Origin of the sequence: Hymenobacter jejuensis, from assembly GCF_006337165.1 — a bacterium.
Classification (GTDB): domain Bacteria; phylum Bacteroidota; class Bacteroidia; order Cytophagales; family Hymenobacteraceae; genus Hymenobacter; species Hymenobacter jejuensis.
Window position 1 is genome coordinate 4454802 of sequence record NZ_CP040896.1, and the last position, 22265, is coordinate 4477066.

16 protein-coding genes and 1 riboswitch are annotated in these 22265 nt (G+C 52.6%); of the genes, 5 read left to right on the top strand and 11 right to left on the bottom strand.

The window, feature by feature from the left end; genetic code table 11:
- Positions 1–49: 49 nt before the first annotated feature.
- From FHG12_RS18315 to namA, 4 genes are all read right to left on the bottom strand, one after another.
- The gene (locus FHG12_RS18315) at positions 50–1069 is read right to left on the bottom strand and encodes an LLM class flavin-dependent oxidoreductase (protein ID WP_139517141.1); all 1020 of its coding nucleotides are present in this window, start codon (positions 1067–1069) and stop codon (positions 50–52) included.
- Between the two features lie 4 nt (positions 1070–1073).
- Positions 1074–2072 (bottom strand): ATP-grasp domain-containing protein, encoded by a 999-nt coding sequence (locus FHG12_RS18320; protein ID WP_139517143.1) that lies wholly within the window; start codon positions 2070–2072, stop codon positions 1074–1076.
- A gap of 370 nt (positions 2073–2442) precedes the next feature.
- A riboswitch (SAM riboswitch) is annotated at positions 2443–2546 on the bottom strand.
- Between the two features lie 101 nt (positions 2547–2647).
- A complete protein-coding gene (locus FHG12_RS18325) occupies positions 2648–3160 on the bottom strand; it encodes a hypothetical protein (RefSeq protein ID WP_139517145.1) in 513 nt (170 codons plus the stop codon).
- 191 nt (positions 3161–3351) lie between these two features.
- The gene (namA, locus tag FHG12_RS18330; protein WP_139517146.1) at positions 3352–4425 is read right to left on the bottom strand and encodes an NADPH dehydrogenase NamA; all 1074 of its coding nucleotides are present in this window, start codon (positions 4423–4425) and stop codon (positions 3352–3354) included.
- A 232-nt stretch (positions 4426–4657) separates the two neighbouring features.
- Here namA and FHG12_RS18335 point away from each other — a divergent pair, with 232 nt between their 5' ends.
- Positions 4658–5260, top strand: a complete 603-nt coding sequence (locus tag FHG12_RS18335; protein WP_139517147.1) for a DUF2911 domain-containing protein — start codon at positions 4658–4660, stop codon at positions 5258–5260.
- 127 nt (positions 5261–5387) lie between these two features.
- Here FHG12_RS18335 and FHG12_RS18340 read toward each other — a convergent pair whose 3' ends face one another.
- The 3 genes from FHG12_RS18340 to FHG12_RS18350 form a co-directional block, all read right to left on the bottom strand.
- Entirely contained in the window at positions 5388–6683 is a 1296-nt protein-coding gene (locus FHG12_RS18340) for a metal-dependent hydrolase family protein (protein ID WP_139517148.1), read from the bottom strand.
- A 109-nt stretch (positions 6684–6792) separates the two neighbouring features.
- A complete protein-coding gene (locus FHG12_RS18345) occupies positions 6793–8664 on the bottom strand; it encodes a CocE/NonD family hydrolase (protein ID WP_139517150.1) in 1872 nt (623 codons plus the stop codon).
- Positions 8665–9214: 550 nt separating this feature from the next.
- Positions 9215–10195, bottom strand: a complete 981-nt coding sequence (locus tag FHG12_RS18350; protein ID WP_139517912.1) for a tryptophan 2,3-dioxygenase family protein — start codon at positions 10193–10195, stop codon at positions 9215–9217.
- 208 nt (positions 10196–10403) lie between these two features.
- On the opposite strand from FHG12_RS18350, the gene sdaAB reads away from it, so the two are divergent.
- From sdaAB to FHG12_RS18365, 3 genes are all read left to right on the top strand, one after another.
- Positions 10404–11084 carry an L-serine ammonia-lyase, iron-sulfur-dependent subunit beta gene (sdaAB, locus tag FHG12_RS18355; RefSeq protein WP_139517152.1) on the top strand — a complete coding sequence of 227 codons (681 nt, stop codon included), beginning with the start codon at positions 10404–10406 and terminating at the stop codon, positions 11082–11084.
- A gap of 108 nt (positions 11085–11192) precedes the next feature.
- Positions 11193–12731: a TolC family protein gene (locus FHG12_RS18360; protein WP_165699450.1), complete on the top strand. Its 1539-nt coding sequence runs from the start codon at positions 11193–11195 to the stop codon at positions 12729–12731.
- Positions 12732–12881: 150 nt separating this feature from the next.
- The gene (locus tag FHG12_RS18365) at positions 12882–14303 is read left to right on the top strand and encodes an efflux RND transporter periplasmic adaptor subunit (RefSeq protein WP_139517156.1); all 1422 of its coding nucleotides are present in this window, start codon (positions 12882–12884) and stop codon (positions 14301–14303) included.
- Between the two features lie 80 nt (positions 14304–14383).
- On the opposite strand, the gene FHG12_RS18370 is transcribed toward FHG12_RS18365, so the two are convergent.
- From FHG12_RS18370 to FHG12_RS18385, 4 genes are all read right to left on the bottom strand, one after another.
- Positions 14384–16099, bottom strand: a complete 1716-nt coding sequence (locus tag FHG12_RS18370) for a glycosyltransferase family 39 protein (protein ID WP_139517158.1) — start codon at positions 16097–16099, stop codon at positions 14384–14386.
- 53 nt (positions 16100–16152) lie between these two features.
- Positions 16153–17673, bottom strand: a complete 1521-nt coding sequence (locus tag FHG12_RS18375; protein WP_165699451.1) for a glycosyltransferase family protein — start codon at positions 17671–17673, stop codon at positions 16153–16155.
- A 245-nt stretch (positions 17674–17918) separates the two neighbouring features.
- Positions 17919–19454 carry a glycosyltransferase gene (locus FHG12_RS18380; RefSeq protein WP_139517161.1) on the bottom strand — a complete coding sequence of 512 codons (1536 nt, stop codon included), beginning with the start codon at positions 19452–19454 and terminating at the stop codon, positions 17919–17921.
- Between the two features lie 69 nt (positions 19455–19523).
- Positions 19524–20588 (bottom strand): NAD-dependent epimerase/dehydratase family protein, encoded by a 1065-nt coding sequence (locus FHG12_RS18385; protein WP_139517162.1) that lies wholly within the window; start codon positions 20586–20588, stop codon positions 19524–19526.
- 658 nt (positions 20589–21246) lie between these two features.
- On the opposite strand from FHG12_RS18385, the gene FHG12_RS18390 reads away from it, so the two are divergent.
- Positions 21247–22236: an NAD(P)H-dependent glycerol-3-phosphate dehydrogenase gene (locus FHG12_RS18390; RefSeq protein WP_139517164.1), complete on the top strand. Its 990-nt coding sequence runs from the start codon at positions 21247–21249 to the stop codon at positions 22234–22236.
- Positions 22237–22265: the final 29 nt, after the last annotated feature.

Sequence of the window (22265 nt, forward strand, 5' to 3'; positions counted from 1 at the left end):
ACTGCTATAGCAGTCGGGGCTTTTTTGTAAGTATCTGATTATGAAATACTTAAGCTAATACATTGATAATCTCTTCCGAGAACCGCTGCATTTCCTCCAGTTGCGGGCTGGTCTGGAGCAGGAAGAAATCAACGCCCACTTCTTCAAAGGCCGCGATGCGATCCTGGATTTGGGCGGGCGTGCCGGTAAGGCCGGTGCGCAGGCCGCGGTTCGACACCGAGTAATCCTGCAAGGACACTTGCTGCTCTAGTTGCGTGCCCGCCAGCCACTGCTGGTAGTTGCCGTAGCCAGCCGCCGAAGCCTGCACGTTGGTGATGCGGTCGAGTTCCTGCTTTACTTCCTGTTCCGAGTTGCGCACGATGGAGTAGCCGGCCACGCCAAACTTCATGGGCGGCAAGCCTTTTTCCTCGCGGCGGCGGCGCATGTCGGCGATGCGCTTGCCGATCTGCTCGGGTGAGTCGCCGTGCATCACGTACCCGTCGCACTGGGTGGTAATCAGGTTTTTAGCCGCTTCCGATTCGCCACCGGCGTACAGGAAAGGCTTTTTGGCCGGCTTGGGCTGCAGTACGTTGTCGGTGACGTTGTAGTACTTGCCTTCGTAGGTGAAATGGTCTTTTTCCCACACGCCGGTCAGTACGTCGAGCCACTCCTTGGTGCGGGCATAGCGATCGTCGTGCTCCTCGAAGTGCAGCCCGTACTTGGTCGCCTCGTCGCGCCACCACGACGACACCACGTTCAGCGACAAGCGACCCGGCGCGATCAGGTCGATGTTGGCGGCTTGCTTGGCCAGCAACGCGGGGTTATGGAAAGTAGGCCGCACGGCCACCATGATTTCCAACTCCTTCGTCACCGCCGCCAGCGCTGCCGCCGTCGACCAGGCTTCCAGGGCCGGCGCCTCTTGGCCTTTGATGTCGTTTAAGTAAAGCTCCGCGATGAGCGTGAGGCTATAGCCCCACTCTTCGCTGCGCTGGGCCAGCTGGCGCACGTAGTCCCAGGAAGTGCTCATGCCTTCGTCGGGCACGTTGCGCAACCAACCGCCAAATATGGGAAGCCAATATCCGAACTGCATGATTCTAAGCTTCTTGGGTGGCGAGTTGAGATTCCGACTTCTTAGCCAGTTCTTGCTCCAAGTAGTCCACAAAGCGGGCGTACGGGTCAAAACCCACCACGTTTACGGCGTCGGCTACGAAGTTGGAGAGGGCATTGATGTCGTAGAACAGCACGTCGCCGTTGCGGTCGTCTACGAGGTATTCGATGCCGCCCACGTCGATTTTAGCCGCGGCTACCAAACGCTCCACGGCCTCAATTACTTCGGCGGGCGGCGTGGTGGCTTCCACCTGAATGCCTTTCTTGGGCGCTTCGGTAAGGCAGAAGTCGCCTTCGGTGATCTCGTCTGGAATCTGGCAGATTTCGGCAGGGCAGAGGTTGAAGCTTTCACCCGTCGTGAACACCTTCATGGCGTAGAGGAACTTGCCATCCAAGGTTTCTACACGGGTGATGTGACCGCCGCGCGGCGCCACAAACTCCTGTACCAGAGCCGTTTGGTCGATGCCCAGATCAATGCTGCCGGCTTCCACGGCCTGCTGCAAGCCTTCCGGCGTGTCGAAGCGGATGATGCCCGCGCCGCTGCCGCCGATGTTTACCTTCACTACCAGCGGGAACTGCAACTCAGCCGCCGCATCCGGAATGCGCGAAACGTGGTTTACCACCCGCGATTTGGGATATTTCAGTCCCAGCTGCGTCAAAAGCGAGAGTTGGCGAGCCTTGTTGGTTTCGATGCTCGACGCTACCGTTCCGTTGATTACGCGCACGCCCAACCGCTCGAGATGCGTCATGAAGCCTGCCGTATGGAAGATGCCCTGCCCATGATCGCGCAGGTAAGCTGACGAGCTCATCCGGTTGACCACCAAGCTGTAGCGGCTTTCCTCTTCGGAAGGGTCGAACATATGGTAGGCGGCATCAATCTTTTCGTAGGCAATGCCCCGACGGTCGAGCTCGGCAAACAGCGGCTTAAACCACTCAGGATGCTCGTAATAAATGCCAATCGGCTTTTCGGAAGAGTAAGTGGACATATAGGTAGTTGGTAATCTGAGAAATTACAGGAGAGTATTTATCTAACTAACTGATTGTCAATTAGTTAGATAAATAAAAGAATTCGTATCGAAAGGAGTAAAAGGAAATTCCCAGCGGGAAAGTTTTGTCGGGCGCTGGTTTTGGCTGCAACCTGTGCGGGGCAAAGGGCCACAAAAGGCTCAGTCCGTGCTGCTTAGCAATTGTAAAGAGGAGCCTGTGCTACACCAACCGACGCTGGAATGGCAGAGTTAGCAACAACAGCAACAGGAAGCTGTAGGAACGAAGAAGTCTCCGCCGAACAACGCGTGTTGGGTTCGGGCGAGGGGAGAGGCAACTGAAAAAACCGCTGGGGTTTGCATGTAAAGCGCTGGTTTATAGTTCCTAAACAATTTTAGGCAGGAATTAGCACCTTAGCTCAAGGTAGGTTGCTAGAAGTTCACAGAGCCTGATCTCTCCCTTCTTCTGTATAAAGCATCCCCGAAAAAACCGGGTTTTGACGTTATGGTTGCAAAGATGGTCGTCGACAGCTTACCATGCAAATAGGAAATCCTAAAGCTCGACCGTATTGTGGAAATTACAAAGCTGATTGAGCAACTTGAAGCTGACGTTTTTCCTTTATTCCTTCTCTTATTTTATTAAGGGATAACAGCAGAATAATCGCAACAATATTTACGCCGAAAACAGATAATTCATAGTTTCTATTATAACTCAAAAGGAAAGTAGGGAAATTAAATTCAAATTTTATTGATAAGCTTTTTGTTAAATCTAGATTAATAAAGAAAGCCGAACCTGATACAAATTTATATGACATTCCCGCAAACGAAAGATTGAGAATCTGAATCGATTGATTGATCATTGAAATCAGAAGCCCTTCGTATCTATCATTTATTAATAATTTGCCCGCATAAATAGAAAAAGAATAAAAACTTAGCATTGTAATGATCATTGCGAGAACAATTCCAGTGATTATTTCTGTCTGAGCCAGTGCCCAAATTGTTATAAATATACCTAAAGCGCCGCTTAAGGCTTGATAAAGCCCTAAAAATTTAACTCTTTTAATTTCTGGTGCAGATAAAAATTCTTCCATGTGAAATAGGATTTGAAGCTTCAATGCAATAATTATCGCTGAGGCTAAGATGCTTTTGCTGTTACTGCGACTCGCAAGAAATATGTTTGCTCGCTATTAAACAAACGCCCAGCCTTCTGAGCACAGCAGGAGAAGGACGGACGTTTAGCGAAGTGATGACTGATTTAAGTTGTTAAGTGATTTGTAGTCAGTTACTTATGGCGCTTGGCCCGTTCGTATTGCACGGGCCACGGCACGTCCGCGCCGAGTTCCTGGGCCGCGTGAAGCGGGAAATACGGGTCGCGCAGAAACTCGCGGGCCATGATGATCAGATCGGCTTGGTTGTTCTCCAGGATGGTTTCAGCTTGCTGGGCGTCGGTGATGATGCCAACCGCTCCGGTCGGGATGCCGGTTTCCTGCCGGATGCGGGCGGCAAATTCCACCTGGTAGCCGGGGCCGACCGGAATGCGGGCATTGGGTACGTTGCCGCCGGTAGAGGCATCGATCAAGTCGACATCTTTGGTTTTCAAGACGTTGGCAAGCGCAACGGAATCCTCGATGGACCAGCCGCCTTCAGTCCAGTCGGTGGCCGAGATGCGCACGAACAGCGGGTGGTCGGTGGGCCATATTTCACGCACCGCTGCCACGACTTCCAGCAGCAACCGGATGCGGTTTTCAAACGAGCCGCCGTATTGGTCGGTGCGCTGGTTGCTCAGGGGCGAAAAGAACTCGTGCAGCAGATAGCCGTGGGCGGCATGTATCTCAATGACTTTAAACCCCGCCTGTAAACACCGTTTCGTCGCGGCCCGGAAGTCGTCGAGCACCTTCTGGATGCCCGCTTCGTCGAGCGCCACTGGCATGGGATACGCATCGGAAAACGGAAGGGCGCTGGGCGCGACGGTTTGCCAGCCGCCTTGGTCTTCCGGTACTTTCACGCCGCCTTTCCACGGGCTGCTGGTGCTGGCCTTGCGGCCCGCGTGGGCCAATTGCACGCCTGCCACCGAGCCCTGCGATTCGATAAAGGACGTGATCCGTTTGAGCATTTCAATGTGCTCGTCTTTCCAGATGCCGAGGTCGTCGGGGGTGATGCGCCCCTCCGGCGACACGGCCGTGGCTTCGAAAATAATAAGTCCGGCGCCGCCCACGGCCCGGCTGCCCAAATGGACAAGATGCCAGTCGTTGGCAAAGCCATCCTGACTGGAATATTCGCACATCGGCGACACTACAATGCGGTTTTTAAGCTCAAGCCCGCGCAGGCGCAGGGGGCTGAAAAGTTTTGCTGCCATGAAAGGAAGGGATTAGAAACGCGGTAGCCACTAACCGGCACTCCCGCGCCCGAATGAGTGCTGATTGCCTGGTATTACCCGTTGCCGTCCGGAAAGTTTCCAACATCGGCGTTCAGCGACCCGCCCAGCAGTGGCGACGCGAGCAAAAGTGAAGAAAATCAGATACTTTCAGCAACAAAAGAAGCGTTGCGTTGCTTCATTAGCTCATCTCAAACCTTACCCCACCACGCGCATGAAAAACCGAACCGCAAAATTATGGCTGGCTGCTTTCTCGGCGGCGCTGCTGCTGGGCTCCGTGCAGAGCCACGCCCAAACCAGCACTACCCAAACGACAACCACCCAAACCCAGACGACCAAGGCGCCGGAAGACAAAAGCAAGCGCCCCAGTCCGCCCGCTAAGGTGTCGGCGATGGTGGGTGCTGCCAACGTCAGCATCGACTACAGCCGCCCCTCGATGAAGGGCCGCAAGATTTTTGGCGGACTGGAGCCTTACGGCAAGGTGTGGCGCACTGGCGCCAACGAAGCCACTACGTTTGAGACGAGCAAAGACGTCAAGATTGAAGGCCAGGCGCTGCCCGCGGGCAAATACGCCTTGTTTACCATCCCCGGCGAAACCGAGTGGACGGTCATTTTCAACAAGACCGCCGACCAGTGGGGCGCCTTCAAATACGATGCTGCCCAGGATGCCCTGCGCGTTAAAGTAAAGCCCAAGAAAACCGCTCAACCCACGGAAGTCTTCACCATCAACCTCGACAAATCAGGCAAGGTCTCGATGCTGTGGGAGAATACAGAAGTTGATTTTACGGTGTCCAGCGCTGGTAAATCAACAATGTAACACCAGCGTCTAAGCTCAAATCAGACTGGCCCGACAAGCGCTACTGAAGTAGCGCTTGTCGGGCCAGTCTGATTAAAAGGCAAACGGAAGTTCTTTTAAGTAACCTATTGACCGAAATCAACTTATATCATTTTGCTGAAGAAGCGGCAGGCGTCTTGTCAACAACGACTTGGCCGCCTTTCATTACCCATTTGACACCGTTGATAACCACGTTGATGTCGGTGAGCGGATCGCCGGCGACGGCCACAATATCGGCGTAGTAGCCCGGGGCAATGGCGCCCAGGCTCTTTTCGAGGCCCAGCATCTCGGCGCCCGTGGTAGTGGCGGTGGCAAGGGCTTGGGCCGGCGTCATGCCGGCTTTCACAAACCACTCCAGCTCGCGGGTGTTTTCGCCAAAGCCGGTAAAGACCGCATCCGAGCCCATCCCGATTTTGACCTTGGCTTTCACGGCTTGCCGCAGCGTTTCGAAGTTGCGGGCGATGTACTTGTTCAGGCGGTTGACGACGGCCGAATCGTAGCCAAATTCCTCTTTGTGAGCCACATAATACCGGTTGTGATCGACAGTAGGGACGTAGATCGTGCCGCGGCGGGCCATGTCGGCGATGGTGGCTTTGTCCATGTCGGTGGCGTGCTCCACGGTGTTGGCGCCGGCGCGCACGGCGTCGCGGGCGCCATCGGGGCCGTAGGTGTGAATGGCAATACGTTTGCCGGCTTTATGCGCAACGTCGGCGGCAGCTTTCATCTCTTCGTAAGTGAATGTCTGAAAGCCGGTTACATCTTGGTCGCTGCCCGTAGACCCGTACATTTTGATCCAGTCGGCACCCGAGGCGAGTTGCTGCCGGGCCACGCGTTGCACTTGCTCCACGCCGTCGGCCTGGCCGGGATCGGGGGTGGCGCCGGGTTTGTAAGGCGAGCTGTTGATGTGCAGCCCATAATCAGCCACAAACATGCGTGGGCCCACCATGGCGCCCCGGTTGATGAGGTCGCGCATGGCCAAGTCCATGTTGTCGAAAGAGCCCAGGTCGCGGACGGTCGTAACGCCGGTTTCGAGCGTCTTTTTGGCGTTTTCCTGCGCCAAAAACACCGTCACGGCCGGCCCCAGGCTGCCAAGCTGAGCCCACGGCCGCGAACCTGGCGTTTTGTCCCAGTAAAACGTCATGTGGGTATGCGCGTCGATCATTCCCGGAATAGCGGTATATGCCCGCAGATCAACGACTTGCGCATTGGCCGGTACGGCGCTGGCGCCCGTTCCTACCTTCACTATTCGTTCGCCTTCTACCAGCACAACGGCATCCTGCAAGACGTGTCCGCGGCCGTCGACTAACCGGCCAAAACGTAAAGCTTTTACCTGGGCCTGCGAAGACACGGCCAAGCTCATGGCCAGCGCGGTCAGGAGCAAAAAGGAGGAGTAGCGTTTGAGCATAACTGTCTGGTGCTGCGGTCTATAAGCAAGGTAGGGGCTGAAGCAACGCAAACTATCGCGCCACTTCAGCCCCTACCGGGCCTGTTTATTTAACTATATGATTATCAGGCTATTGTAAAACAGGCAAGATGATTTTGCTACTGGCCGTTTTGTTGTGGAAAATATCAATGGTCGCTTTCTGAAAATCAGCGGGCGTAGCGTGGTAAACGTCCACGAATTTCTGCGGATTGCGGTCGGCCAGCGGAAACCACGAACTCTGGATCTGCACCATCACGCGGTGGCCTTTCTTGAAGGTGTGCGCAATGTCGCCGAGCTTGTATTTCACTTCCGTGACCTTGTTCGGCACGAAGGCCTCGGGCTTCTCGTAGCTGTTGCGGTAGCGCCCGCGCATGATTTCGCCGTGCACCAGCATCTGGTAGCCACCCAGCGGATAACCGCTGTCGAGGTCGGCCGCCGAATAGGAAAATTTGTTGGGAAACACGTCGATGATCTTCACCACAAAATCCGCGTCGGTGGTGCTGATGCTCGTCATCAGGTCGGCCACTACATTGCCGGTTACGGTGAGGTCGCTGGTCAAGGTATCGGTCTGGAAGACAAGCACATCCGGCCGGCGAGCGGCAAAGCGCTGGTCGTCGGTCATGTAGGTGCGCGTGCGGCTGAAGTGTACGTCCTCGGTGTAGGGCACGGGGTGGGCCGGATCGCTGACGTAGTCGCTCATGCCCTCGGCGTTACTGGGCTGGGTCCAGCTCAAGGCACCGTTGTTCTGTAAGTATAACTCCTTGTCTTGCTTCTCTTTAGGGGGCCACTGCTGGAAAGTCGTCCACTTGTTGGCGCCCGACAAAAAGATGTTGGCTTCGGCGATGTTGGCCGCGCTGCCTTTGCCTTTCAGGTAGAAATTGAAGAACGGGATTTCGATGTTTTGCTGGTACCACTCGGCCGTGTTGGAGCCAAACTGCACGTTGCCCAAATGCGTGCCGTCGTTGGTGGACCACTGGCCGTGAAACCACGGGCCCATCACGAGCTTGTTGAATTCCTTACCGGGGTTGTTTTTTTCGGCGGCGAGGTAGGCGTTCCACGCGCCCCAGTTGTCTTCGGCATCAAACAGGCCACCCACCCACAGCATGGCGGGTTTGAGATTTTTGGTGGCGTTGCGGGCGTCGCGGGTCTGCCAGAACTGGTCGTAGTTGGGGTGGGCGTACAGGTCTTTCCAATAGCTCACGCTGTCGCCCATGCGCTTGGCCAGGTTGGCCAGGGTGCCTTCCTCCAAGTAAAACCGGTAGTTGTCGTGGATGCTGTAGCCCACCGAACGCGGCGCTACGGCGGTAGGTTTGGGGTGCGGCGCTCCAAATCCGCCGCCCAAGGCCGAATAGAAATCAAAGGCGTCCATCTGAAAGAAAGCGCCGTTGTGGTGAAAATCGTCGCCGATAAACCAGTTGGTCACCGGCGCCTGCGGACTCACGGCTTTCAGCGCCGGGTGGTTGCTGGCCGCCGCCATCGTGGAATAAAAGCCCGGATAGGAAATGCCGAACACGCCGACCTTGCCGTTGTTACCCTTCAGGTTTTTGACCAGCCACTCAATAGTGTCATACGAATCACTAGCCTCGTCGATTTCCTTCTTCTTTTTATTCGGGTTAAAGGGCCGGATGTTCTCGTACTGGCCCTCGCTCATCCAACGCCCGCGCACGTCCTGGGTCACCAGAATGTAGCCTTCCTTGGCATATTCTTTTTGGTAGATGCGCCAGTAGGGGTAGTAGTCCTTCTCGCCGTAAGGAGCGCAGGAGTAGGGCGTGCGCTTCATCAGAATGGGGTGCTTCTCGGCCTGGTCTTTGGGCGCGTACACGGTCGTGAACAGCCGCACGCCGTCGCGCATCGGGATGTAGACTTCCTTTTTGGTGTAGTGCTGCACAAACCAAGTCGAGTCTACGGCCTGCGCCGGCGCTAGGAAAGGCAACAGCAGCAACGGAAATACAAGTTTTTTCATGAAGGGCTTGGGTGGGAGGGATTAGTTGAGCAGAAATGTAGAGACAAATAAGGACTCAATTAGGTAACCATTCATATTCCTCATCACTTATTAACTTGAACTTCTGATTTCCTATAAATACATAATCTGTATTGGCATGTTTTTCAATAGATCGCCCTACGTGAGCATGATTATAAAAGGTATTAACAACACTTATTGTTAATTGATTATTTGAATTAAAAAGATAATATGGCTGAAAACTTAGGTTACCAAGTGGAATAAATTTAGGGTTAATCTCTTTTAATAAAATAATAAATTGGTATTTATTATTTCGGCATTCATTGCAATGGATTTTCCCCCTAATATGGCCGCTAAAAGCTAGCTTATGTATAAACGCTTTATGTGCTGTTATACTCTGCCGGGTTTCTCGTCTAATGCTCTCGCTAGAATCACAGGAGTAAAATAGTGTACTGAGTATAAGAAGTGCTTTTATCAATTTCATTTTTCTAATACTATGTCTGATCGTGCGGGGCAGAGCCCCTAGCCAGTAGACACAATTGCAGCATCTGTATTATTTTGATCGCACATCTTCCAAAATGCTTTCCACCCAACCTTTTCCCCAATCCTCCATTTCTTGCGCGCTCCACAGCTGCGGGTAGAAAATGCGCTTCTGAAACTTGGGAGGCAGGTACTTTTTCCAATTAGTGCCGCCGGTGGCCGCAATGGCGGTCGGGTCGCGCTCGAGGTAACGCACCGCGGATTTGAAGTGCATCAGCGGCCAGTTGACGTTTACGTTCACGTCGAGTTGCTTGAGCTGGCGCAACAGGCGCGGATGTTGCTGATCTTCAAGTGGTAAGCGCTGCAATACGCTCCACACGTTACGGTCTTTGTATTCGGCGGCGTGGGCAGTGAGCTGTTGCGTGTACTTTTCTTCGAACTGAATGAGGGTGAGGGCTTTGGCGCCGGTTTCTTCGATGGTGGCACCAGCTTTCCAATAGATGCAGCCCATCAGCTCGTCGTAGGCGGCGGCTTCGCCCAGGAGACGGCGCTTTTCCTTGTCCAAGAGGTTATCGAGGGAGGTAGAAGCAATCTCGATCATGCGGTACTGCACCGACTGAAAGCCCGAAGCCGGCATCAGGGCCATGCGGAATTGCAGGAACTGCTGCTTGTCCATGCCATCGACCATTACATCAAATGAGTCGATCAAATTCTCGAAATAGCGGTTGATGCGGCCGATGCGCAGCACCAGCTCGCCCACCGTCGGCTGTTGCAGCCCCCCGATTTGCTCGTATTCACAGAGGCAGAGTTTGAAGTATAACTCCGTGATCTGGTGATACATAATGAAAATGCGCTCGTCGGGGATCGTTGTCAGCGGGCGTTGCAAGGAGAGGAGCGTATCGAGCTCGATGTAGTCCCAATAATTAACGTAGTCGGCGTAGTACAGCCCTTCGAGGTAGGCAGCCAGGTCCTGTCCGTCGGCGGCATATTTCTGCTGCAAGCGGCGAAGTTGGGCCAGAATTTCGGGTGAGAATTCGTCGGGGGAGTTGAGCATGGCGGGGGTAATTCGGCGCACACAGAAAGGATGGTGCGATATCGGGCACAAAGAACGAAAAACCCGCCAAATTGGGCGGCCGAGGCAACCCCCAGCCCCAAAGCTGCATCTACTAGAAAATGCTAATATTTGGGAGGAATCACTAGTAGGTATAAACAGCTACTGGGTGTTGCATTTGTCTCCACTTTTTTTACCTTTACCGCGTCTTATGGCGGAAAAAAGCAGCATTTTCGATATGATCGGTCCCGTGATGATTGGGCCGAGCAGTTCACACACCGCCGGCGTGGTGCGCATTGCCAGCGCGGCTATCCGCATCCTGGGTTCTTTGCCCACGCACGCAACTATTACTTTTTATAATTCTTTTGCCCGTACCTACGAAGGCCACGGCTCCGACCGTGCCATTGTGGCGGGGCTGTTGGGCTTTGCCACCGACGACAAGCGCATCCGCGAAGCCTTCGATTACGCCAAGGAAGCCGGCTTGCAATACACGTTCCAGAGCGTGGGCAACGCCTCCACGATGCACCCCAACACCATCAAATTGCAGCTACGCGACGAGCGCACGGGCCACGCAGTAGAAGTGATCGGGCAAAGCCGGGGCGGGGGCGTGATTCGCATTGTGGAAGTCGACGGCTTTCCGTCGGATTTTTCGGCCTCGCTGCACACGCTCATTGTGGATGCCGACGACCGGACGGGCTCCATTGCCTTCATCGCCTCGGTCATTGCCCACGACGATTGCAACATCGCCACCATGTTTGTGAGTCGCAAAGGCAAAAACGACGTGGCGCGGCAGTTCATCGAAATCGACTCGGGCCTGAAAGACATCACCCTCGAATACCTGCGCCAGCTGAGCTGGGTGCACCGGGTGATCTATATTCCGACAATTAATTAGTTTTTGTAAGTAATTGATAATCAAATATATATAAAAGTGCTGGGGCCATGGTCTTACCTTGGCACTCCCATTCTGTCAACCAGCAACCGAATCTTCGCCATGAAAACAATGCCTACTCCGCTTCGGAATAAAATTGCTGCAGCGAGTGCCAGTGCGCTGCTGCTGCTGGGCCTGGGCTTTCCCGCAGCCGCCCAGACCACGTCGCCGGCGCAACCGCCGGCTGGTTCGGTGCCCATTGCCACGCCTACCGGGCCGCTTTCGCTGCAACAGGCCGTAGACTATGCGCTCCAAAACAACCTGAACGTGCGGCAAAGCCAGCTGTCGGCCGAGCTAACGGATGCCACGCTGCGCCTAAGCCGGGGCGCCCTGCTGCCGACGGCCAACGCCAACGCCAGCCAATCCTGGAACTACGGTACCAGCATCAACCCGCTGACCAACGTCTTCCAGAACCTGACCACGCGGTCGAATAACTTTTCGGCTTCGACGCAGGTGACGTTGTTCTCGGGCTTTCAGCTGCGTAACGCTATCAAGCGCAATACCTTAGACTATCAGGCCAGCCTAGGCGACATCGAGGAAGCGCGCAATAATCTGTCGCTGAACGTGGCGTCGGTGTTTCTGCAGTACGTGCTGGCCCAGGAGCTAACGCGCACCAACGAGATACGGCTCAACAGCACGCGCCAACAGGTAGAACGCACCGAAAAGCTGCTGAAAGCCGGCAGCGTAGCCGAAAGCAATCTGCTTGATATTCAGGCCCAACAGGCCACCGACGAGCTGAACCTGATCACGTCGCAGAACCAACGCGACTTGTACCGTTTGCAGCTGGCGCAGCTGATGAACCTCGATGCGGCCGCTACCAACGCGCTGACCATCGTCACGCCCGATTTGCCCGATCCCGATGAGCAAACGGTGTTCAACGAAGACCCCAACGCTACTTTCCAAACCGCTTTGGGCCTACAGCCGCAGGTACGCGCCGCCGACTTGCGCGTGCAAAGCTCGTCCCGCAACGTGGAAGTGGCCCGCGGTGCCTATTATCCGCGCCTAACGTTTGGGGCGGGTATTTTTACTGGTTATTCCTCGGCGCGTATTACGCCCATTGCCACCGGCGACTCCATTTCGGGCCAGCCGGTGCCGGTCTTCCAGCGCGACCCGATCACAGGGGCATACGGCCGGACCAATTACGCTGTGCTGACGCCCAAACAGGCGGTGTATGAGCAGTTGCCTTCCGCGTTCCGCAACCAGATCAAGGACAACCTGGGCAAGCAGCTACAGTTCAACCTGAGCATCCCGATTCTTAATGGTTTTCAGGCCCGTACCAACGTACAGCGTGCGCAAATCGGGGTGAAGCAGGCTGAGCTGCGGGCCGAACAAACACGGCTGACCTTGCGGCAAAACATTCAGCAAGCCTACGCCGATGCCCTGGCTGCCCAGCGGAAGTATGCTGCCTCTAAGCGCCAGGCCGAATCGTTGGGCGCTGCCTATCGCAACGCCGAGATTCGCTTCAACAACGGCTTGCTCAACGGCACCGAGTTCAACATCGCCAAAAACAACCTGACGGCCGCCGAGTCGAGCATGATTCAGGCCAAATACGAGTTCATCTTCCGCCGGAAAGTGCTGGACTTCTACCAAGGCAAACCCCTTGCTCTCTAACAACTTACACGCGCTACATGAGGCGTGCCGAAGGACCAGCCGTACCGCGGCGACCTTTGGCACGCCTTGTTGTCGTTTCTCGCTTTTCATTTCCTAACTTTCCGCGCTTTCCCGCCGAAGCGTACATTGGTTTCTCCTCCCTTAGCAAGCATGAAAAACAATCGTTTACTCTACATTCTGCTGATTATCCTGGCCGTGGGGCTAGCGGGCTTTGTTGTCGCGAAAAAGAAAGGCTTGATAGGTCAACCTGCTGGTAAAGAGGTGATTGTGTCGAAGGCAGCCGCCGCCGACATTGTGGAGAAGGTGAGCGCTTCGGGCAAGGTGCAGCCCGAAACCGAAGTGAAGATCTCGCCCGACGTATCCGGCGAGATTATCGAGCTGTATGTGCACGAAGGCGATTCGGTCAAGAAAGGCCAACTGCTGCTGCGCATTCGCCCCGATAACTACCAAGCTATGGTGAATCAGCAGTCGGCCGTGGTGGGCAGTCAGCGGGCCAACGTGGCCCAGACGCAGGCCCGCCTGCAACAGCTGATCGCCAACGCCCGGCAGACCGAGTTGAGCTTCCGCCGCAACGCGTCGCTCTACAAGCAAAAGGTGATTTCGCAGGCCGACTATGAAGCCAGCAAAGCCGCCTACGATGCCAGTCAGGAAGAGCTAAACAGCGCCCGCCAGAGCATCCGGGCCGCGCAAAGCAACGTGGCTAGTGCGCAGGCCTCGCTGGAAGAAGCCCGCAAGAACTTGAATAAGACCACGATATATGCTCCCGTAAGTGGCACGGTTTCGAAACTGAATGTGGAAAAAGGCGAACGCGTGGTAGGTACTTCGCAAATGGCCGGTACCGAAATCATGCGCATTGCCAACCTCAATTCGATGGAGGTACGCGTGAATGTGAACGAAAACGACGTGAGCAGTGTGAACCTTGGCGATTCGGTAGAGGTAGAGGTGGACGCGTATGCCAGCAAGGACGAGAAGTTCCGGGGCATCGTGACCAGCATTGCTAACACCGCTAAGGATGCCCTAACGGCCGAAGCGGTAACTGAGTTTGAGGTGCGGATTCGGTTGCTGCCTGAGTCGTACCGTCACCTCCTGCGTACCGTAGCCGGCCGCACTGTAGTGCCGTTTCGCCCCGGCATGACGGCCTCCGTTGACATCATTACGGACCGCAAAAACGACGTGTTAAGTGTGCCACTGGCCGCCGTCACTACCCGCATCGACAGCACTTTGCTGCCCGGTGCGGGTAGTCCACAGCAGGGTGGAGGCGTGCGGGTCAGTCGGGGCGCTCCAGCTGCTCCGGAGTCATCTGCTAAGCCTGCTGCCAAACCCGACATACAGGAGGTGGTATTTGTCGTGCGCAACGGCAAAGCCGTAATGACTACCGTGAAAACCGGCATCAGCGACTTCGCCAACATCGAGATTCTCAGTGGCTTAAAAGCTGGCGATGAAGTGGTGAGCGGCCCTTTCCAAGTGCTGAACCCCGCTTCCAAAACAAGCCTGAAAGATGGCACAGCCGTAGTCGTTAAGGATGCCAAGACCATCAACAAAGCGGCGTTGAAAGAGGATTCTTCGAGTTAAGCTAACAGCTGTCAGCACCAATAAAAAAGCCAGCGCAATTTTGCGCTGGCTTTTTTATTGGTGCTGACAGCTGTTAAGTGCTATTGATTAGGAGATTTCAGCTTTTCAACCAGTAAAATCGAATACCAATTCTTGTTGCTTAGAAAAGTGACTTTATAATTTTTGTTTTTTAATAGTCGTAGCTCAACCCACTGTGGGCAGTCAATATCTTCTTTCTCCTGCAAGAAAATTAACCGGTTATCCGGACGATCTACCGGGCATTTCTTCAGATAGTCGGGGTAGTCGAGGACCAGAAAGCGGTCATGCTTGCTGAGGAAGTCTTCACTGCTTACGACATTATGCTGGAAAAACTGCGGAAAATTGCGTTTCCAGGCCTCCATATGCTTATATCCTTGAGGGGGAAAATTGCCACTGTTAGGATCTATTGCAGCTTCCCAATCCAGAATAAAGAAATAGTTCAGTCTATCGGGGGCGTAAAAATTATGCTCTAAAAACCCACCTGCCGACGTAACTACTTTGGGCAGAGAGGCATACTTACGCCCTATTTCAGACGTCATATCAGCAGCGCCAGGACGGTTCTGTTTTCTAAAGGAATAAGCCTTGCTTAATGGATGAATAATAAGTAGACATATAAATATCAGGGAAATAATAGAGATAATACTAAATGCTCTTTCTTTTGAAATCCCAGCCTGTACCGGGGGGATTTTAGAAAATATAAATGCGATAAAAATTACCCAACCTAAGGAGCTAGGAATCATATAGCGGTCATAGAATATAGGCTTTATGGTTAGGGATATTACCCATATAGCAAAGGGAACCAGAATAAGAATCGACCCTATTACTAAGATAGGAAGTTCAGAATAATTAATTTTTAGATTCCTGATGAATGCCGCCTTTGATTTGGTTATCTGCAAGAGAAGGAAAAAGGCGATGATCATTACGAAGCCAATTAGAAAATACTTGTCAATGAACCTTGCGTTTTTTATATTATATATACTTAATAAATCTAGATAATTAGGCTTGGGTAGCCAAGTGCGGGGCTTGCCGGCGTCGGCTTGAATAAGAAAAGAAGGCAGGTAAAAGACGAAAGTAATCCAGCTTAGTAGTATGGATAGATAGAGCTTAGGGCGGTAAATATTTAATAGTCTGTCAGTTATAATGAAGGCCAGTAGAATAGCGGCGCTGTAGAAGCCCCCAAACAGATGCGTGTGAATAATGGCTGCGTGAACACAGAAATTGAGCAATAGTTGTTTATTCGAAAGCTTTTGGTTCCTATAATAAGTATCGTAGAATAAAATTGCTAGAGCGCTAAGGGCTAAAAACAAGCCATACATCCTCGCCTCAGCATTCTGGTTAAGGATCACCTTGGACGTACAGAAGACGAGCAGGGTGCCGGTGGCCGTGGCCCACAGCGCGTAGGTGCGGCGCAGCGTGGCCCAGGTCAGCAGCAGGGCGGCGGCCATGCCCAGCGAGGAGAACAGGCGCAGGGAGAGTTCGGCGGAGCCGAACAGCTTGTCCCAGCCCCAGCCGAGCAGGAAGTAGAGCAGGGGCGTGTTGTTGAGCTTGTCGTGGAAGGCGGCCAGCATGCGCCCCAGCGAGGGCTCCGACGTCATGTAGTACGAAAACAACTCGTCGTTCCAGTAGTACTTTTTAAAAGATATTATGACGCAGCTTAGTAGTAAGGAGGCTACTGCGGCTCCAGGCAACAAATATTCCCACTTATTGATGGAAGTACCTTGGCTAACAGGCTTCAGAATAGTTTTCTTATCTAAAGGGGGGAGTATACTTTCTTTCATTAACCTCTAGATTCTTTGATGCCGGATGCCATGGTTAAAATAATTAATATGTGCTATAAATTAGGCTTTATCTTTTCAACCAACAGGATGGAAAACCAGTATTCATTACTGAGAAAAGTTACTTTGTAGTTTTTATCGTTTAACAAACGCACTTCAACCCACTGGGGGCATTCTAAATAATTAGTCCATAAATCGGTGACGTGCAATCCGGCGTGCTTCAATGGGCATCTTTTAAGATAATCAGGATAATCAATTACCAAAAAGCGATCGTGGTGGCTGAGGAAGTCTTCGCTGGTTACGACATTGTCTTGGAAAAACTGCGGAAAATTGCGTTTCCAGGCCTCCATATGTTTGTAGGATTGCGGAGGGAAGGTGCCGCTATTGGGGTCAACTGCAGATTTCCAATCCAGAATAAAGAAATAGTTTAGTCTATCGGGAGCATAATAATTGCGCTCTAAAAAAGTGCCCGAAGAAGTTACAACCTTCGGAAGGTGTGCATACTTCTTGGCAATCTCAGGTAGCATGTCTGTTGTGCCGGGGTAGTTTTGCTTTCTAAATCCTTTTGCAAATATTATCGGATACGTAACCGTAAAAGTTAATGCAAGAATAGGTGCTAATAAAAGCGCAGGATTATTTGAGATAGCGGAAATATTTTTTTTGCTAAATACAGTTTTGGAGGCGACAAAGGAAAACAAAATTACCCAGCCAATAGCACTGGGAATCATGTAGCGATCATAGAATATAGGTTTTATGGTTAGGGAAATTATCCATATAGCAATTGGGACGATGAGTAAGCAAAACCCAAAAATCAAAACAGGTATTTCAGTATTTAAAATATTTATGTTTTTAATTAATTTCTTGATATTGCCTTTTCTTATTAAATAGATGAACAATACCAACGCAATAAAAAGTAAAAAGCGTCTGCCGATCCAAGTAGGTTTGGTTAGGTTATAGATATCCAATAAGTCGACGAAGTCAGGTGCCGGAATCCAGGTGCGGGGTTTGCCGGCATCGGCTTGAATGAGGAAAGAAGGGAGATAGAAAACAACTGATATCCAGCTTAGTAGTATGGTGAGGTAAAGTTTGGGCCGATAAAGCTTCAGCACTCTGTCGGTGGCGAAAAAAGCCACCAAAATGGCCCCGCTGTAGAAGCCCCCAAACAGATGCGTATGAATAATGGCTACATGGACTAACGCATTGATTATCAGAAATTTATATGAAATTGTGGTGTTTCTGTAGAAGTTATCGTAGAGCAGGAAAGCCATTGCGCTCAGCGCCAGAAATAGCCCGTACATCCTCGCCTCAGCATTCTGATTAAGAATTACTTGTGACGTACAGAAGACGAGCAGGGTGCCGGTGGCCGTGGCCCACAGCGCGTAGGTGCGGCGCAGCGTGGCCCAGGTCAGCAGCAGGGCGGCGGCCATGCCCAGCGAGGAGAACAGGCGCAGGGAGAGTTCGGCGGAGCCGAACAGCTTGTCCCAGCCCCAGCCGAGCAGGAAGTAGAGCAGGGGCGTGTTGTTGAGCTTGTCGTGGAAGGCGGCCAGCATGCGCCCCAGCGAGGGCTCCGACGTCATGTAGTACGAAAACAACTCATCCGTCCAAAAATACTTTTTGGAGGATATAATGATACAGCTTAATAGCAACCCAGTTATAGACGCAACTAGTATTGTATAATCCCAGTGCGTTAATTTTGATTCTTTACTATTAGACAATGATTTTTTTAATAGTCCTTGCTCCCTTGGAGCCCTGCTGCTTATTTCTTTAATTTCCATTTCTTTTCTGATGTAAAACCATCAAAATTATAATAGATATATTTAGTCTATAAGGTTGCTTTTTCTGCTACTAAGCCTTTTGATTTTCCTAAGGTCGTAGCAGAATAATATTCTTTATTCTTAAACATTTTCTTCATCCAAAGCCGGTATAATACCTGCCAATAGCCACCACCTACTTTCACTAGTTTAAAAGAGGAGACACCCATATCGGGCGTGCGGTTGATCCAGGAAATAGGCACTTCCTTGAAGGTAAATCCCATCAGAATAGGCAGCAACCCGGTTTCGGCGTTTATTGAAAAGCCCGGCTGAGTTAGCTCCATCTTCTCCACGACTTCCCGGCGAAGTAATTTCAGGTTGTTGGTTACGTCGCGGAATTTGGTGCGCAAGATGATGCGCGCCAGGAAATGAAACCCGCGGTTGGCCGCAATCTTTTGGAAGGGATAGTTCAGCAACACGCTGCGCCGCGAAAACCGGCTGCCAATCACCACATCATAGCCTTCGGCTGCGCCGTCGAAAATATCCCGTAGATCGGGCAATAAATGCTGAAAATCGCAGTCCATGGACAAAATGTACTTGCCTGTAGCGGCCCGGTACCCGTCCATAATGGCCCGGCCGACGCCGTTGGGTGGAGTGCGGAACACCGGCGTAATCAGCGGGTATTGCTCGGCCAGCTCGGTAATCACTTGCTTCGTGTTGTCACGGCTGTTGTCGTCCACGAGCACGATTTCGTACAGGTAATCGCCATACAGGTCCAGGAGCCGGCTCACCAGCGGCCGGAGGTTCATTTCTTCGTTGTGGCAGGGAACTACCACGGACACAGCATTATATAACTCCGGATGGTCGCATAGAGAGACCGTCGGCAGTGGTACGGTGCGCGGTGGTTTCTGGGCGTGCAGCAGGATGGAGCCGGCCAACGTGCGCACGAAGGGCATATTTTCCAGCAGAATCGATATGTTTTGCAGAAACCACGAGCCGTTGGCCGTGAGCGGAGCGTAGGCAAAGTCATTGAACACCGAGAACACCCGCACAAAGCCAATTTCGGAGATCAATTCGTACAAATCAGGGCGACTGATCAGGCGCCGTTGGTCTTTTTTGCCCAACAGGCCGGAAACGACCCGGTTGATTCTCAGGAATGGGTTCCAGGGATTGCTCTCATAAAAAATAATCTCGCCACCCGGCTTGAGCAATTTGTAAGCTTGCTGAAGCAGCCAGGAACAGTTGGATTTGTCGAGCAAATCCATGGCGATAATGAAGTCGAACTCGCGCCCTTCCAATTGCTCAGTGGAGTTTGCTAAGCTCATAAACTCCACGTTACCAGACTCTTCGGGTGTTTGGGGCAGGGCTTCTAAAAAAGTGACCGAAGTGATTGGGTTCTCGCCCCTGGAAACCTGCACCAGCTTGGGCGTCAGCAACCCCTGCCCGCAGCCCAGCTCCAGAATGGATTGGCCGGGTAATAGATGAATTAGGTGGCGGAACGATTGGGCCCGCCACAACAGGCGGTCTTTCAGAATGGGATCGCGATTGAGCCAATAGTGGTCCCGAAACTGCTCGCGCTTGCCCAAAACTTCTATTACTTCGTTCATTTTAGTACGGATTGCAGGTGTGGTAGAGCAGGTATTTGTAACGGATTGGTAATCAGAAATATAAGAATCTTAATTCAGCTGTTCTATTCGCTGGCTAGAAGCTTTGTAAATCTGGTGCACGGTTTCTTCCAAGGAAACGGAGATATCCCACGACGGATAGTGCTCCCGCATCTTGGCGAGGTTGGAAATGTAGCAGATGTGGTCGCCGATGCGGTTTTCATCGACGTAGGTGTACACCTGAGACTTGCCGGAAAACTTTTCCACGAGCTTGAAGGCTTCCCAAATCGAGCAGGAGTTGGCGCGGCCGCCGCCTAGGTTATACACTTCCGCTACGCGCGGGGTATTGATGAAGGCCTCGATGAAGCGGGCCACATCGTGGGAGTGAATGTTGTCGCGGACCTGCTTGCCTTTGTAGCCAAATACTTTGTATTCGCGGCCTTCGAGGTTGCATTTCACCAAGTAGCTCAGAAACCCGTGCAGCTCAACGCCGGAGTGATTCGGGCCGGTAAGACAACCGCCTCTGAGACAGCAAGTTGGTATGCCAAAATACCGGCCGTACTCTTGCACCATCACGTCGGCGGCTACTTTGGAAGCCCCAAAAAGCGAGTGTTTCGACTGGTCGATGGAAAAACTTTCGGCAATGCCGTCGGCGTAGTCTGGGTCAGCATAATCCCAGCGGGTTTCCAACTCGGTCAGGGTGATGGTGTTCGGGCGGTCGCCGTAGACTTTGTTAGTCGACATGTGCACAAAAGGCGACTCGGGGCAGGCCTGGCGCACGGCCTCCAGCAAATTGAGCGTACCGATAGCGTTGGTGTCGAAATCATCGAAGGGAATGGCCGCGGCGCGGTCGTGAGAAGGTTGTGCCGCAGTGTGCACAATAGCATCGGGCCGAATGTCTTTTAAAAGCTTCAGGACGCCTTGGCGGTCACGGATATCAAGCTCGTGGTGGTGAAACGCGCTACCGAGCTGAATGGCCAGCCGGCTTTGGTTCCAGCGGGTATCGCCCTGCGGCCCAAAGAAAACGGCGCGCTGGTTGTTGTCAAGACCATATATCTGCCACCCGCGCTCTGCAAAATGAACAGCAACCTCCGACCCAATTAAGCCCGACGACCCGGTGACTAGTAATTTTCTCACATTCAGGGATTTAACAGTGTAGTTTCTGATAGTTTAAGCAATCAAGCAATAGCAAGCCAAGTAAAAAGATGTACCGGCCCGGAACGAGCTCAGACCTTGTGAAACATTCCTTAAGGAAAGCAAAAAATCTTTGGCGCAATCTTGTAGTTTCAAAGATACTAAAATCTTGGATGTATAGAGGATATTACAGGATTTTTTGAACAAACAGTGCTGGAGAGTGCTATTAAATCGAGTTACAATAAAACTATATTTAGAAAAAACCATCCGGGCAAAACCGCAGAAAGCATACTGCGAAGTACTGTGGCGGTTAAAAAAATGATATTCTAAGTCTTTAGTACAGAACATAATACCTTACTACCCAAGAACTAAATAGGGTAGAAGGGATGCGCATCGACCGGAAATTACCGAGTACAACCAGTTGGTAGTTGGAGTAATAAAAATCATTAAATAAGGCACCTCAGAGCCTTGCGCAGGCCGCATAAGTTTTAAGATGCTGCCGTAGGTAGTACTTTAGCGGAGCCTAGATAGAAACCCATGCTTTCTGGAGGGCCGTACTATTCTGGCGATCAGTAGCCAGCTTGGTACCAAGGCTGAAAAAGTTAAGAACCTAAAAGCGCTGGCCTCTGAGGCTGCAAAAGCAGAAATTACCCCTTTTTATATGTCCAAGATCGCCGTGATTGGCGGTGGCTCCTGGGCCACAGCATTAACCAAAATTCTCTCTGAAAACGGGGCCCAGGTAGGCTGGTGGCTGCGCCACAAAGAGGATGTACAGCACTTGCTGCGTACCCGCCACAACGCACGCTACCTTTCGTCGGTCGCCTTCGATCTGGACAAAGTGCTTCCCTCGTCTGATCTGGAGGAAGTGGTGGAGGCTGCGGAATGGGTGGTGCTGGCCGTGCCCGCCGCGTTTGTGCAAAATGCCCTCGAGAAGCTTGACCGCGACGACCTGAAGCACAAACGCGTTATTTCGGCCATCAAGGGCATGATTCCCAGCAAAAACGTGCTCGTTACCGACTATGTAGCCGAGCGTTTTCGGCTGCCCCACGAGCGGCTGGGCATTGTGGCCGGCCCATGCCACGCCGAAGAAGTAGCCTTGGAAAAGCAAAGCTACCTGACCATTGGCGCGTGGGATATGGCCTTGGCTGAGGACTTCTGCCAGCTGCTGCGCAACCGCTATGTGAAGGCGTCGCCCATGCTGGATCTGGACGGAATTGAGTACTGCGCCGTGATGAAAAACATCATTGCCCTGACCTGCGGCATTGCCCACGGCTTGGGCTACGGCGACAATTTTCAGGCCGTGCTGGTGAGCAATGCCGTGCAGGAAATTCGGCGCTTTGTGCACGCCGTTAATCCGCAGCCGCGCGACTTGTCGGCCTCGGCCTACCTCGGCGATCTGCTGGTGACGGCGTATTCGCAGTTTTCGCGCAACCGCACGTTCGGCAGCATGATCGGGCGGGGCTATTCGGTGAAGTCGGCGCAGCTGGAAATGAACATGGTGGCCGAAGGCTACTACGCCGTGAAAAGCATTCACGAGCTCAACAAAAAGCTGCTGGTGAACATGCCGATTGCTCTGGCTGCGTATCGCATTCTGTATGAGAAGGTTGCGCCCGCGGTAGAAATCGAGTTGCTGAAGGAAAAATTCAGGTAAGGCCCACCGCTGTCAGTGCCGTCAGTACC